This is a genomic window from Bacillus sp. EB V-12 (genome assembly GCF_056158125.1).
The window spans coordinates 77,588-93,085 of sequence record NZ_JBUXJL010000005.1 but is presented as its reverse complement, the minus strand read 5'-3'; the positions used below and the strand labels follow the sequence as shown (position 1 = coordinate 93,085).

The 15,498-nt window shown below is 31.2% G+C and carries 9 protein-coding genes; 4 read left to right on the top strand and 5 right to left on the bottom strand.

Translation table 11 applies throughout. From position 1 onward, the window contains the following. Entirely contained in the window at positions 1–1,131 is a 1,131-nt protein-coding gene (locus ACZDYH_RS17705; RefSeq protein ID WP_474886773.1) for an aminotransferase class I/II-fold pyridoxal phosphate-dependent enzyme, read from the top strand. Beyond that, positions 1,124–1,690: an acyltransferase gene (locus ACZDYH_RS17700; RefSeq protein WP_097842244.1), complete on the top strand. Its 567-nt coding sequence runs from the start codon at positions 1,124–1,126 to the stop codon at positions 1,688–1,690. Before ACZDYH_RS17705 ends, ACZDYH_RS17700 begins: the two co-directional genes overlap by 8 nt. A 530-nt stretch (positions 1,691–2,220) precedes the next feature. Here ACZDYH_RS17700 and ACZDYH_RS17695 read toward each other — a convergent pair. Then, positions 2,221–2,523 carry a hypothetical protein gene (locus ACZDYH_RS17695; protein WP_326304656.1) on the bottom strand — a complete coding sequence of 101 codons (303 nt, stop codon included), beginning with the start codon at positions 2,521–2,523 and terminating at the stop codon, positions 2,221–2,223. A 117-nt stretch (positions 2,524–2,640) separates the two neighbouring features. On the opposite strand from ACZDYH_RS17695, the gene ACZDYH_RS17690 reads away from it, so the two are divergent. After that, positions 2,641–2,766, top strand: coding sequence for a hypothetical protein (locus tag ACZDYH_RS17690; protein WP_255289100.1), 126 nt, complete (start codon positions 2,641–2,643; stop codon positions 2,764–2,766). A 278-nt stretch (positions 2,767–3,044) separates the two neighbouring features. Here ACZDYH_RS17690 and ACZDYH_RS17685 read toward each other — a convergent pair whose 3' ends face one another. From ACZDYH_RS17685 to ACZDYH_RS17670, 4 genes are all read right to left on the bottom strand, one after another. Beyond that, a complete protein-coding gene (locus ACZDYH_RS17685; RefSeq protein ID WP_000404243.1) occupies positions 3,045–3,311 on the bottom strand; it encodes a hypothetical protein in 267 nt (88 codons plus the stop codon). A gap of 167 nt (positions 3,312–3,478) precedes the next feature. After that, on the bottom strand, positions 3,479–4,123 hold the full coding sequence (locus ACZDYH_RS17680; protein WP_474886769.1) for a GNAT family N-acetyltransferase: 645 nt from the start codon (positions 4,121–4,123) through the stop codon (positions 3,479–3,481). 103 nt (positions 4,124–4,226) lie between these two features. Continuing rightward, positions 4,227–5,879, bottom strand: coding sequence for a pyridoxal phosphate-dependent decarboxylase family protein (locus tag ACZDYH_RS17675; protein WP_474886767.1), 1,653 nt, complete (start codon positions 5,877–5,879; stop codon positions 4,227–4,229). 484 nt (positions 5,880–6,363) lie between these two features. After that, positions 6,364–7,290: an aldo/keto reductase gene (locus tag ACZDYH_RS17670; RefSeq protein ID WP_102956573.1), complete on the bottom strand. Its 927-nt coding sequence runs from the start codon at positions 7,288–7,290 to the stop codon at positions 6,364–6,366. Between the two features lie 365 nt (positions 7,291–7,655). Between ACZDYH_RS17670 and ACZDYH_RS17665 the strand changes: the two genes are divergently transcribed. Next, positions 7,656–15,254, top strand: coding sequence for a non-ribosomal peptide synthetase (locus ACZDYH_RS17665; protein ID WP_474886765.1), 7,599 nt, complete (start codon positions 7,656–7,658; stop codon positions 15,252–15,254). Positions 15,255–15,498 lie beyond the last annotated feature (244 nt).

Here is a 15,498-nt window from a genome sequence, read left to right as displayed (position 1 = left end):
ATGGAGAATATTCCTTTTTTACGTGCGTCAATTGTACCTGCAAACGAGTACTTAGATAAATTAGAGCAAATTGATATATCCCACATATATACAAATTATGGACCTATAAATCAACGTTTTGAAGAAACAATTATGTCGGAATTTTTTCAGAACAGGGGAGCAGTTACAACAGTAGCAAACGCAACGCTAGGGTTAATGGCGGCAATTCAATGTAAGAAAAGAAAAAAAGGAAAGTATGCTCTTATGCCTAGTTTTACATTCCCTGCCACTCCATTGGCAGCTATTTGGTGTGGCTTGGAGCCTTATTTTATTGATATTTCATTAGATGATTGGTGTATGGATAAAACGGTACTTTTGGATAAGATTGATGAATTAAAAGAAGAGGTTGCAGTTGTTGTTCCATATGCAACATTCGGATCATGGATGGACTTGAAAGACTATGAAGAATTAGAGAAAAAGGGTGTTCCGGTTGTTGTAGATGCGGCACCAGGGTTTGGATTAATGCATGAGGGTATACATTACGGTCAGAATTTTAGTGGTATGATTGTATATAGTTTTCATGCAACAAAGCCTTTCGGAATTGGTGAAGGTGGTATGATATATAGCCATAATGAGGAAGAGATAAATCAAATTAAAAGAATGGGGAATTTTGGATTTGATCATAATCGTGAATGTACGATGATGGGGTTTAACTGTAAAATGACTGAATATGCAGCAGCTATTGGGATTACAACGATAAATAAATGGAATCATAAAATGCAAGAACGAAATCGTATCTCTGAATGGTATAAACAGTTATTACAAAGTACGGGATTAATAAAAAAAGGCTGGCAAGTTCAAAAGACAAAAGCAGTTATTCATCAATTTATGCCTATTCTCGGTCCAGAAAAAATTAACAATATGCAGATAATAGAAAAGTTGAAAAAGCAAAAGATAGAAGCTAGATCATATTTTTCACCATCTTGCTATCAACAAGATTTCTTTAAAAAATATAAGTCTACAGATTTAACAAATACAAATAAAATAGAAAAACGAATAATTAGTCTACCTTTATGGGAAGGAATGACAAAAGAAATCGTAGAGAAAATTATAATGTGTTTAATGCAGAAGGGGGTTTCCACAGATGAATAGTTTTTATAGTCAAGAGGAGTTGAGCGAAATTGGCTTTCTATCTGTCGGGGAAAATGTATTAATAAGTAAAAAAACCAGCATATATAATCCAGGTGCTATATCTGTTGGAAATAATGTAAGAATCGATGACTTTTGCATTTTAAGTGGCAAAATTACAATTGGAAGTTATTCGCATATAGCGGCATATACAGCGTTATTTGGAGGAGAAATGGGGATTGAAATGCATGATTTTGCAAATATTTCATCAAAAACAATTGTATATGCAGCAATTGATGATTTTAGTGGAAATACATTAATGGGACCGACTATTCCACATCAATATAAAAATGTGAAAGCTGGAAAAGTTGTTTTAAAAAAGCATGCCATTGTTGGTGCGCATTCTATTATCTTTCCAAATGTAGTAATAGGAGAAGGAGCGGCAGTTGGCGCGATGAGTATGGTAAAAGAAAGTTTAGATGATTGGTATATATATGTTGGGGTGCCCGTAAGAAAAATAAAAGCTCGTAAAAAAAATATAGTAGAATTAGAAAATGAATTTTTAAAAAGTATTAATTCCTGAGTGTTTAAAAGATTTTGTTGCAGCATTTCTTAAAAAAATAAAAATAGAAGAAATGACAAATCAAATGTATCAAAAGCTACTCTTTACAGAGCAATTAGAAAAAGAAAAAAGAATATTGTTTAAGTACTCACTTAATACGTGAGTACTTTTTTGGTTTAAATAAAGCATTTAAAAAATATCTGAAACAAAAATGTAAAAGTAGATGATTTAGAAATATATATTAAACTGGTGATAGTTATGATGAAAAAATGTACTTAATCTATCGGTTATTGGTTAGTTGAAGAGTAGTGATTATTTGTTTGTGTGTGTGTAAAGAAGTCAAAAACGCTAATGGTGAATATCGAGTGTTATATAAAAAAGAGGTTGGGTATCTAAAAGTTCCAACCCGTTTTGTAAATGAGTAAATTCAGATAGAGAATGGTCTATATTACAATTATTGCTGTGAATGTAAAAAGTAATAATTTTTTTATAAAAAACCATGATATGAATACTCTTTTTTCTTATCCTATCTTGGTGGTTGTATTATAGATTTATAATCTTCTTGCTCCGCTGGTGTTAAGCATATCAGTTGGCATTCTAAGAGATTTAATTGTACACATCCCATTATCTTTAAAAGAGAATATTCCTGTAACCATCTCATGACCTGCTTCATGGTCAATGCTGTGTACAAATAAACGTGTTCCAGCAGGAATTACAAATAGAAAAGGTGTTTGACCAGTAAGGGTCATTTCTATTTTTAAATCTTTTTGCGTGTCATAAAAATGTCCAACCTCAAATGCACGAAATTCATTTGAATTATTATAATAGTTATATGGATATAGATTTTGATACATAAATCTAACCTCTTTCTTTTTGTAAATTTATTTAATACATTAACCTATATATTCATTAATTTAATTTGTGTATAGGCTAAAACATAATAATAGGGAAAATCGTATGGGGGAATGGATTTGATATTTTTACAATGGATTACATATTGCCAGTCACTGCCGTCTGATAGAAATAAGACAGTAATTTTCGTAAGTAGTTTGATGTCGTTGTTTATATTAGAAGAACAACCTTTTGTACCATTCTGAAATTTTCTGATTCAGTTAGTTACAGAGCATTCAAGATTTATTGAAGAGCGGTAATGAAAAATATACAAAAATGAGCGTTATTAAGTTTATGGAAAAGTAAGAATTAGAGTCTACTCCAGGTTTATTAGAAGATATACTCGTACATGTGAAAGAAACCATTTAAATTCAAAATATGAATCAACGCATAACAAAAACCTCTGTAAAAACAGAGGCTGATCGTATAGATAAAGATACATTATTTATGGAAGCATATGTAGAATTAATTAATCATAAGTTTGTTATTTCTGAATTAGCTGTAGAGCTTTCATCTGTTCTAAAAGAATTAAATTGTTTTGTTCAATCATCTTTGCCACTGCTTCAAAGTGAGCTTGATTCTCAAGAACCTCAATCTGCTTCTCTTTAGGGAGTGATTGTAGTATTTCTTTTATTTCTTTACACTCGTATATGTTATTCTCCGAGTCTTCAATTAATTTATTGCGTCGATTGGTGTATTCAAGTGCACCTAAAGTTGCTAGTGCGCGAGGATCTAATCCTAGAATTTCCATGTATTCCTCTCCTTTCCTCTACAATAATTCGATAGGGGAAAGGAGATTCCTTTAATGATTTGGTAAAATTGTGAAAGGTAACACTTATGTTAACTTGAATATCTTTTACTACCTTATTCTGTATAAAAAATAGCTGCGCAAAAGTACAGCTAGTCTTCTTCACAAATTTATATGGCCTCGATGACAAATTGAGATTGAGGTATATAAAGTAATTGGGCTGCTATGGAAGTTGTTGTATTAGCAAATGGGTATGCTTCCTTATAAAGAAAATTACTATACACTATTTCATTCATTTCATAGGTCGTACACAGTTTTTTTAGGATTTTTTGAGAAATTTTATTTGTACAAGCAGCAATAAAATCATAATCTCTTTTACTTATTTCTTGAATGGCATGTGAAAGAAGGGTAGTGACTATACCACTTCCCATCCAATCTGGATGACAAGCGCCCATATCTAGATAGACCAATTTTTCTTTATTTAAATGAGAAAACTTAATAGATTCTGTCTCTAATGTATCTAAAAGTTGAAAAATAGGTTCCATTTGTGGGCATAGTTCAATCGCTTTCTCTGTATATATTAGTGGCTGGGTTACTTTTTTTGTTAAAAGAACTCCAACAATTTGAAAATTTTCGATTGCTACAAATGACATAGCTTGAGATACAGCTTGTTTCATCATTTCTTCGCACATTCTGTGAAAAGGAGCAAAAGGAATTTGTAAACTGCTTACAAGAGGTTCATTCTTCACAAAAGAATGTGCAAGTAAATGTGCTGCATCTTTCACATGGTGTGTATCAAGTAGTTCTATATTCATATGTTTTTCCTCTTTCCTGATATAGTTAATAGTAATTAAAAGGATTAAAAATTTTATTTCATTTAGTTAAGTTTAACTATTAAAGCGCTAACAAATATGATTATTAAACATATGAATGAATCTGTTTAGTAGCAATCGAAATATGTTCATAAAGAAATGCTATGACCTCATCTAAACATTCAACAGTTGTATATGGGGAGATAGAAAAGAATTTTAATGTAGAAATCGGATTTCTATCACAACTGTTTATTGCGTCTACTACACATGAACGAGTTGTATCGCCTAAAAATATTTGATCGCGATTTTTTCCTAGATAATTGAATAATTCTATATTTAATCGGTTTGTATCCTCAATTTCTTCCTTTGTTGCAAGACCTATTCGTTCTTTTTTCCAATTTTCTTTGCCATCTCCATTCATATAGAACCGAAAAGTTGTAATTGGTCCATATGTAAAATCATTTGTGATTGCGACTTGAGGGAGGGCCTTGCGCAACTTCTCTCTAAATAATAGATTTACACGAATATAATTTGCTAATATTTTTTGATATCCTTCAATTCCAAAGGCTAATAGATTGATATACATTGGAATAGCGCTACCAGATCGTGAACATTCTAAGGTATAGCCTGTATGATAACTTCCATATGACCTATTACCAAGATAAGGTGTGTCATCTTGTTCAATGTCCATCAGTTGTAAATCAGTATGATTTTTTACGATTAAAATACTTGAAGCATAAGGTGTTTGTCCTAATTTATGAAAATCAAAACATACACTATCAGCAAGTGCCATGTATTGCATTTTATCTTGTACGTATAGTAAAGCATTTTTTAAGTTAATTTCAAATGAAAGTGGATTTTCTTCGAAATTATAATTATTAAAGAAACTATAGAATCCACCCATTGCAGAATCCGCATGGATATAAATAGGTTTTAATTTATATTTTTTTTGTATTGCTTCAGCGCTCTCTTTAATTTTTTTTATATCATCAATGGTAAAAGTATCTGTTGACCCCATAGTAGCTAGAATATAAAGGGGGATACCGCCAGTATTAATAACTTGTAACATTTTGGCCTCTAAATCATCTATATCCATAGAATTTGAATAAGGATCAGTTTTCACTTTAATTAAGTGATTTGATCCAATGCCAGTTGCTTCAGCTGATTTTAATAAACTATAGTGTGCATTTTCAGAAGCAAAGCAATATACATTTTGTGGAGCACCATATTCTTTGGCTAATGGGAATTGTTTAGAAATTGCTAAGCGTAAGCTCGAAAATACACAACCTTGTCCACCCCATGTTGTATAACCGCCGCTATTATGCGGATTATAACCAATCAGTTTTGAAAGCATGGATACAACTTTTACTTCTGCTTCTGCTGCCCCTGGGCCATAGACATCCCAAACACCATTACCATTTAAAAGAGCCATGGTTAGTTGCCCCAATAATGACGGAATACTTGGTAGTGGTACGGCGTTCGATAAGTAGTATTTATTTGGATAAGGATGGCCATTCATAAATTGGTTTAGCTCTTCTATAACCTCAGACATAGTGATGCCAGCTAGTGGAATATGACTTTGGTGAATTAAGCCATTGTAGTATCCTTCTGATTTTTCCTCACATTTACCTAAAGTAGCTCGCTCTTCATTTTTTAATCGGTCAAGATTTTTAATTATTTTCTGCATAGATTCTAATAAAAGTTGTTGTTTTTCTTCATTTCCGTCAACGCTCGGAAATAATTTTAAAATATCTTGCATGCAGTCACTTCTCCTTGTGAAAAACTGGATTTTTATTTTACTTGGTTAAACATAAGGGTGTAATAATTTGTAATTGCCCTTTTGAATACTTAGAAATGAGGAGCTATTTAGAAAAAAATGTAATTCCATAGAAGATTATATGAATTATAGAATTTAAAGTAAAGAAAATTTTTTTGATTTATTTCAAAAAAATTAATTGTGAGATAATGAAGTTTCTAAAAATATTTCTGAATTAATTGTTTATTTTGTTTGCATGATGCCCTAGCATGTATGCAACTAATGTAGTAGGTAATTTAATCTAATGTAGAACTATTATAAGGTAGTTGAATATAAGAGCTCAACTACCTTATAAACTGTAGATATTGTTGGAAAAAGAGAAAAAAATAGGGTGGAAGTGTTAAAAATATGTTCTAGTTGAGAAGAAGTAGTAGTATGGATTTGGTAGAAGAATCAGCATAATTTTTGTAGGTGAATAATAATCTGATCAAAGCTTTTTAATGAATTCAATTTCATTATCTAATAATAATGGACGAGTTAAGTGTGAAGAATTTTCTTCAACCTGAGTAGAATTTTTTGCACCAGGAATAGCAACTGAAACTGCTGGGTGACTTAAAACATAACGTAAAGCAACTTGCGCTAAACTTCGATTTGAACGTACAAGTGAACGTAATTTCTCTACTGTGTGTAAGCTATCTTTAAACCACTTTTCTTTTGGCCAATCTTTTCTTAAATCATCGTCTGGAAATTGAGTTTCATGATTAAATTTCCCAGTTAAAATTCCCATCTTAAGTGGACCTCTTATCACAGCACCTAAATTATGTTTTTCAATATAAGGAAGGATGTCTTTTTCAGGTTCTTTATTCAGAATACTATAATCGAATTGTACAACATCTAAATCACTATTCTGATTAAAATGTTTAATATAATCTAAATCATTAGTAGAAACGCCAACAGCTCTTACTTTTCCAGAATTTTTTAAGGTTTGGAAAGCTTGTAGAAAGGCTTCTGTTTCTTCAGGTTTATCCCACCAAATGTGACAAAAGTACACATCTATATAATCCGTTTTAAGCCGCAGTAAACTAGCCTCAAACGCATCAATGATCTTTTGAGGATCTCCATAAACGGCTGGTTGATTGGGGTCATAATGATGACCAATTAATCCACCTTTTGTAGAAAGAATGATATCCTGTCTGCGATTATTTATAGCTTTTGCAACTAACGTTTCACTATGACCTAATCCATAAACATCAGCAGTGTCAATAAAATTAACCCCTAGGTCAATTGCTTTTTCAATTGCATCAAGCGATTCATTATCTTTTACTGCTCCCCATTCATCTCCACCAATTGCCCAAGAACCGAATCCTATCTCGGAAACTATTAATCCCGTGTTACCTAATAATCTATATTCCATTATGTACGGACTCCTCCTTTACATTTTATGTTATTAGCAGTATATATAGCGACCAGTTGGAATATTCTTGAATTTGTTTTCGGAGTATAAATTAGGCTATTTCCTTTAATAAAATATGTAAGATTACTGTATAAAAAGAAATTAGAATTATTAGTGAAATGGTTTTTTATGCTTAAATTGAATAAAAGTATGAACTGATACAGTATAAATATGAGTTTTATTCATAATTTTAATAACTATGCAATAAGCGAAATAAATGTTGAATTTAGTCGGAAAGTATAGATTTACAAATTGCAGAATATGTACATATAGTTGTAACTGTAAATATTATCCGTTTTTAAATATTTATAAAAGGAGAAATTCATATGAAAGAAATACAAGAGAAATATGAAATTGTAGAAGAATTGGATGCAACAGTAGGCCAAGAAGCATTATGGATAGCTCATCAAATGGAAATAGAAAAAGGAATGAATAATGAACCGATTATAATAAAGTTAAAAGGAAATCTTCAAATAGAGGTTTTGAAGAAAGCGTTCGCTTTAATAGTGCAATCACATCCGGCGCTGCGTACAATATTTAAGAAGAGGGATGAAAAAATAAAGCAATTAATTCAAAAAAGTGTAGATTTTGATATACCAATTAAGGATTTAACTGCCTTTAAAAACACAGAACAAAAATCTATTTTTAAAAATCTTTTAGAATCTATAGTGAATGAGAAATTTAGTTTAGAAGAGGGGCCTTTGTTTAAATTCCACATTATTAAATTCAGTGAAGATACATTTGTTTTACATTTAATGTTTCATCACATTATTTACGATGGATGGAGTTTAGGAGTTTTCATCCGACAATTATCCAATACGTATGGTGAATTACTTCAAGGGAAGACGAATGTAGAATTTGAATCTCCTTATAAGAACCTCGTAGAGTATGAGGAGGGTTTTATTGATAGTGCAATATATAAAGAAGGATCATCGTATTGGAAAGATTATTTACAAGGTGAATTAACTCCTACAGAGTTTCCTATTGATTTTAATAAAATAAATGAAAAGAGATATACAGATAAAAATATAAGCAAGAATATTAATTCGGATCTATTTTATCAAATACAATGTTTTGCTAAAAAAAATAATATAAGTATTTATCGAGTAATGTTAAGTACTTATTGTACCTTACTTCATCAAATGACAAATGCTGAAGAGATAATTGTTGGTATTCCAATTAATACTAGACCACATACAGAAGAACGAGATACTTTTGGCTATTTTGTTAATACAGTACCTATACGTATAACAATAGAAAAGGGAGAAACATTTAAGGGGATACTTAATAAAGTTAATAAATCTATTCATCTAGCTATTACGTATAAACATAATCCTTATTCACATATAGTAAAAGATTTAAATCTAAATACAAATACAAATCATAATATAGTATATTCCACAGCATTTAATACGATGAAGATACCAGAATTAAAAATTCCTGATATTGAGTCAACAGTTTTAACAGATTGTAAAAGAGTAAATCCTTTTAATATGACCTGGAGAATAATGAGATATGAAGGGGAAACAGAGAATAAAATTGAGGTTGACTATAACTCAGCATTATATAAACCAGAGAGTATTAGTAATTTAGTTGAAAGATATATATATTTGTTGCAAAAACTAATGAAGAATGTGAACGAGCCGATACATTCATTGGATTTACTTTTAGAGAAAGATCATCGTCTATACAAAGAAATGAATTCAAATGCTCTTACGTATCCTAATTCAAAAACACTAGATCAATTAATCGATCTACAAACATTAAAATCGCCAAATCAAATAGCAATTTCTATGGGGGATAAATCCATTACCTATTATGAATTGCAGCAAAGGTCAAATCAAATTGCGAATTATTTATGTGAAAATGATATAAAAAAGGGACAACGTGTAAGTATTACTATGGAAAGAGAGATTGATACCATTGTATGGATTCTAGGTATCCTAAAATCAGGTGGAGTTTATGTACCAATCGATCCAAAGTTTCCTGAAAAAAGAATAGAATACATCTTAAAAGATAGCGAAAGTCAAATGATTATTACGAAGAAAGAATACAGCGGATTGGTTGAAAGTTTTGCAATTCATACAATTTATCTAGAAGATTTTCATTGCGCTAATTCAAAAGAAAATATTGCGCCTACACATACCATAGAAGATGCAGCTTATATTATCTACACGTCAGGTTCAACAGGTTTGCCAAAAGGAGTCGTTGTACCACATAAAGGAGTAATTAATTTATCATATTCAGTAATTAATACATTTCATTTAGGAAAAGAAGATGTGTTTTTACAATTTGCAACGATCATTTTTGACGCCTCCATTATGGAAATATTTCCGATTTTGCTATGTGGAGGGAGAATGCATTTAATTTCTGAAATCGAAAAACGTTCAGCAGAGGAATTTATAAATGTAATTGAGAAGAATGGTATTACAAATGTGGTTTTACCAACTGCGTTTTTTAAATTAATAGCTGATATGCCAAAAGAAATGTTACTTAAATTAAATTCTGTAAAACGTGTATTTGTAGGAGGGGAAACTTTACCTGCTGAATCAGTTCGTAAATGGCAAAGTAAATTAGGGTTAAAGATTCCAGTTCTTAATGCATATGGTCCTACTGAAACTACTGTATGTGTAACCATGTATGAAGTAAATGGTGAGATACAAAAAGAAATCTCTAATATCCCAATAGGTAAACCAATTGCTAATAGTGAAGTTTTTGTGGTGAGTCCGTTTAATACGTTATGTCCGTCAGGTGTAGTAGGTGAGTTATTTATTGGCGGGGATGGAGTTGCCAACGGATATTTAAATCAAAAGAAAAAAACAAAAGAGGCGTTTATTTCTTTCGATAAATCCTATAATCTTGATAAAAAGATGTATCGCACTGGAGATTTAGTACGTCTTTTACCGAATGGAAATTTAGAATTTATCGGAAGGAAAGATAATCAAGTAAAAATACGTGGGTATCGAATTGAGCTGGATGAAATCGAAGGAACATTATTGAAACATCCAGAAGTGAGAGATGCTGTAGTATTCACTTATCAAAACGACAAAATCGTTAGTTTTTATTTATCAAAAGACAATACAGAACTTAAACAAGAGGCATTAAAAACATTCTTAAGCGAAAGTTTACCAGATTTTATGATGCCAAATTATGTATTTCACCTTAAAAGTTTTCCTGTATCACCAAGCGGGAAACTAGATAGAAAAAAATTAGAATTACAAATCCCATCTTTACTTGAAAACATGCAGAAGCAATATGTTCCACCGATAAGTGAAACAGAAAAAAGATTGGCAAGAACATGGGCAGGGATTTTAAATTTAGGGAAATATAAAATCGGCAGAGATGATGACTTTTTTAAACTTGGGGGACATTCATTAATTGCTGTGCAAGTGTTAAATCAAATTCAAAAAGAGTTTCATCTAAAAATTGAAATTAGAGATATTTTTGAGCATACAACGATTGCTAGTCTGTCTGCTTACATCGATAAATTAATGGCAGTAAATCATGATAGGGAAGAACAGGAGACGCAAGTATTAAAAGTTGCAGATAAGGAAAGTTATCAATTATCAAGTGCTCAAAAAAGAATCTGGTTTTTAAATAAGTATAACGCCATTAATAGAGTATATGATACACCACTACACATATATATTGAGCCGAGTTTAAAAAAGGATATTTTACAAGATACCATAAGATTTTTAGTTGAACGACACGAAATGCTACGAACAGTGTTTATTGAAAGAAATGGGGAGCCTAGACAAGTCATCTTAAACTCAATAGCGATTGACTTGATTCACGATGAGATTGAACACATGTCTAAAAAAGAACAACAAGAATATATACGTACAACAATAAATCAAACGGATTATACACCATTTGATTTAGAAAATGGCCCTCTTTTTAGGATTAGAATTTTTAATCTGAATAAGAAAAAATCTTATTTATATATCAATTTACATCACATTATTACAGATGAGTGGAGTGTAAGGAATTTATTAGATGAATTATTGAAGGTATATAGTGCCTTTGCAAAACGTAGAAATCCTGAGTTGCCAACTATCTCTAATCGATATGTAGATTATGCTGAGTGGGAACAGGAGCAGTTAAATTTAGGTCGGTGGGATACGGAAAAATCTTATTGGATGGCTGAACTTTCAGCACCTCTTCCTATACTAAATCTTCCTTTAGATTTTAGTAGGAATCATCAAAGTACAAATAAAGGTACAGTATTTGAAATGAAGTTAGATAATAAAATGAAAGAGTCTTTGAAACAAGTATGTGAACAAGAGAATATTTCTATGTATATGCTATTTTTAGCAGCGTATATTCAATTGTTACATTATCTAACGGATCAAAAAGATATTATTGTAGGTACACCGGTTGTTGGAAGGAATCATCAAGAATTTGAACAAATACAAGGTTTTTTTGTAAATACCCTAGCAATTAGAACACAATTAAATGATGTGAAAAATTTAACGCAGCTATTACAAGTAGTGAGAGAAAAATGTTTGAATTCTTTCCAAAATCAATCGTATCCATTTGATAAAGTAATTGAACAAATAAATCCTGATAGAAGCTTTGGAAATAACCCGATCTTTTCTACTATGTTTAGTTATCAGAAAGATATTCTGCAGCAACATGATGCGTACAAGCTTCGATTGTTACCTAATAAACAAGATATTAGTAAGTTTGACATTTCTTTAGCTGTTGAAGAAGGATTGGATTATGTAGGGGTTTCATTTGAGTATGATATTAATCTTTTCAAGGAAGAGTCAATTAACAGGTTTACTCAAAACTTACTTAATATACTGGACGCCTTTATTCATCAACGAACAGTAACATATGAAAATCTTACATTCCTATCACAGGAAGAAGAATCTTTATATAAAAAGGTAAATCATACAGAAAGACCATATCCTTATTTTCAAAATATACAGGAGCAATTCCATATGCAAGTAGAGAGACATTCCAATCGAACTGCTATAGCGACTGAAACGGAATCTTTAACATATAGACAATTAAATATGAGCTCTAATCAAGTAGCTCAACATTTACTCGAAAAAGGTATAAAAAGAGGGGATAAGGTAGCCATATTTTTAGATAGAAGTATGAATAGTATCGTTTCTATGCTTGGAATATTAAAAGCCGGTGCTGCCTATATACCAATCGATGTAAAATACCCTGAGGATAGAATAAATTATATAGTTCGTGACAGTGAGGCATGTAGAATTATAACGAGTAACAAATACAAAAGTCATTTGAATGTAAGTAATTATAAGGTTTCAATAATAGAGGATATATATCGTACGACTCTAAATGATGATGTGAAAATTTTAAATAAACCAGATGATTTGGCATATGTAATTTATACTTCAGGATCAACAGGTAAACCAAAAGGTACATTATTAACACATAAAGGAGTATTAAATTTAGTTGAATGGAGAAATGAAGTATTTCAGATTTCTTCAAATGATAAAGTAACACAGTTTTATTCCCATAGTTTTGATTCTTCAGTATCAGAAATTTTTTCTACCTTGTTAAATGGGGCGGAACTATATGTATTAAGTGATGAACAGCGCTATTCAACTGTCGCATATGCTCAAGCCATTCAAGAAACACAAGCAACTATTTCTGACTTACCAACAGTATTTTTCAATGAATTATCGACTTCATTAACGAAACTGGATTGCGAAAAGATACGTTCTTTAAGATTTATAATAATGGGAGGGGAAGCTGCATCAACAAATGCTATTAGAAGTTGGCAAAGTACTTTTAAAAACCAAGTTCAGCTGGTAAATGAGTATGGCCCTACTGAAGCAACTGTCTCAGCAATGTATTATTTCATACCGGTTTTAGAAGGCGACAATAATCTTTTAGGAAGCATACCGATTGGTATTCCAATTTCTAATACAAAGGTTCATATATTGAATTCATATATGCAACATTGTCCGGTAGGGAGCATGGGTGAATTATATATTGAAAGTTTAGGATTGGCCCAAGGGTATTGGAAGCAGGAAGAGAAAACAAAACAGGCATTTATTTCAAACCTATTTTCAGAAGACAATAGTAAAAGAGTATATCGAACAGGTGATTTAGCAAGATGGTTACCAAATGGAAATATAGAATTTATGGGAAGAAAAGATAAGCAGGTTAAAATTAGAGGGCACAGAATTGAATTAGGAGAAATAGAAGATGCAATGTTACAACTTGAGGGGATAAGTCAGGCTGTGGTAACACAAACGAAAGATGGAATGTTACTGCAAGCTTATTATAAAACAGTGGACGGTATAGGGATAGAGAAAAATAAGTTAGCTTTACATTTATCAAATATATTTCCAGAATATATGGTCCCTAAATATTACTCTCATGTGTTAGAAATACCAATAACGGCGAACGGGAAAATTGATTTTGAAAAACTGCCAAAAATAGAGTTTGATCATGAGAAAAACGATGAGTGTAAACTTAAACCTCAAACTAAAGTGCAAAAAAACATTGCAAAAGTATGGTCAGAAGTTCTAAACATTAAATCTATAGGTTTAAAAGATGATTTCTTTAATTTGGGTGGACATTCTTTAAAAGTTATGCCGGCATTAGTCAAATTAAAACCGTTATACCCTAACTTGAAAATTCAAGATTTCTTTAAGTATAGAACAATAGAAAAATTAGCCTCTCATATTGAAGAGATGGAAGATATGTCGTTCAAGAAAGAGAAAAATATGAATGTAGCATGTAGGGAAAATGAAACGAAAACGACTCCTTTTTATGAAAGAACTAAATTAGAAGAATGTGAGTTAGATATGGTGAATTATCCAAAAACAGTTTTCCTTACAGGGGCAACTGGATATTTAGGAGCACATATTTTAGAAAGGTTATTACAGTTGCCATCTACGACTATTTACTGTTTAGTAAGAAAAAAAGAGAATCAAGTAATTGGTGCAAAGTTAAAAGAAAGAATGGAGTTTTATTTCGGTAAAGAAATCCTCCAAAAGTTGAAGGAGAGAGTAGAATTAATTGAAGGAGATTTATCTTTGATGAATCTAGGTCTAGATTCAAAGCAATTGGACCATTTAAAGAATAGGGTAGAGTCAATCATACATTGTGGTGGAGAAGTTAGACACTATGGAGAACGTGAGCATTTTCAAAAGGTAAATGTTCAGTCTACAAAATACTTATTGGAATTAGCTAAGAACACAAATGCTCGTTTTAATTATATATCGACTTTAAGTGTAGTAGGTCAGGCTGAAAGCGATCCAAAAGAATTTGAATTCTTTGAGTCTAATTTTGATAGAGGGCAAAATTTAGATAATCTGTACCTAGAAAGTAAGTTTCAAGGCGAGAAAATGGTCAGAGAAGCAATGGAAAAAGGAGTTCGTGCCACAATATACCGTGTGGGGAATTTAGTGGGTAACTCTAAAACAGGTAAATTTCAATACAATATTAATGAAAACGCATTTTATAGATTATTAAAAGGGATATGTCTATCTAGCATAGCTCCTGACGTCAATACGTATGTAGATTTAACGCCTGTAGACTATGGAAGTTTAGCTATTACTGAATTATCCTATAAGGCCAATACAGTAAATAAAACCATGCATATTTGTAATCCAATTCAGCTAAAATGGGACCAATTTATTAATAGTTTACAAGCTTTTGGATACGATATCCTGTTAATGAAACAAGAGAAGTATATAGAGAAGTTTTTTAATACGAATCTAACTACTGATGAACAGAAAGCTTTAGAGCTCATAATGCCTTTATTAGAATCTGTAGAAGAGCTATCAGTAGCTATACCATCTTGTTTATACACGCAAGGATATTTGAAGAATGTACATTGTTTAGAGCCAAATCAAGAGTATATCAATTTGTTATTAAATTATGCTATGAGTATAAAGTATTTACCATTAATTAAAGAACCAATATTGTTGTAGTATACTCTATCAATTTTGAATAAAAAAGAACCTGTTTTCCATTGAGAACAGGTTCTTTTTCTGGAAAGATAACTACTTAGTGGTACGGAACAGATTTCTTCTCAATAGGGTTGGGAACGCACTATTGAAAATATGAATATACAATTATGCGTTTTTATAGTAATAAAATTTGATATATAATTGAAAAGTTTTTCATAGATAGTTTTAAATTTTTTAGAAATTTATTTATTAATATTAAAAATCG

Excerpts from the sequence above, each read along its gene's own strand:
- ACZDYH_RS17705 (WP_474886773.1), top strand. The coding sequence starts at position 1 with ATGGAGAATATTCCTTTTTTACGTGCGTCAATTGTACCTGCAAACGAG.
- ACZDYH_RS17700 (WP_097842244.1), top strand. The coding sequence starts at position 1,124 with ATGAATAGTTTTTATAGTCAAGAGGAGTTGAGCGAAATTGGCTTTCTA.
- ACZDYH_RS17695 (WP_326304656.1), bottom strand. The coding sequence starts at position 2,523 with ATGTATCAAAATCTATATCCATATAACTATTATAATAATTCAAATGAA.
- ACZDYH_RS17685 (WP_000404243.1), bottom strand. The coding sequence starts at position 3,311 with ATGGAAATTCTAGGATTAGATCCTCGCGCACTAGCAACTTTAGGTGCA.
- ACZDYH_RS17680 (WP_474886769.1), bottom strand. The coding sequence starts at position 4,123 with ATGAATATAGAACTACTTGATACACACCATGTGAAAGATGCAGCACAT.
- ACZDYH_RS17675 (WP_474886767.1), bottom strand. The coding sequence starts at position 5,879 with ATGCAAGATATTTTAAAATTATTTCCGAGCGTTGACGGAAATGAAGAA.
- ACZDYH_RS17670 (WP_102956573.1), bottom strand. The coding sequence starts at position 7,290 with ATGGAATATAGATTATTAGGTAACACGGGATTAATAGTTTCCGAGATA.
- ACZDYH_RS17665 (WP_474886765.1), top strand. The coding sequence starts at position 7,656 with ATGAAAGAAATACAAGAGAAATATGAAATTGTAGAAGAATTGGATGCA.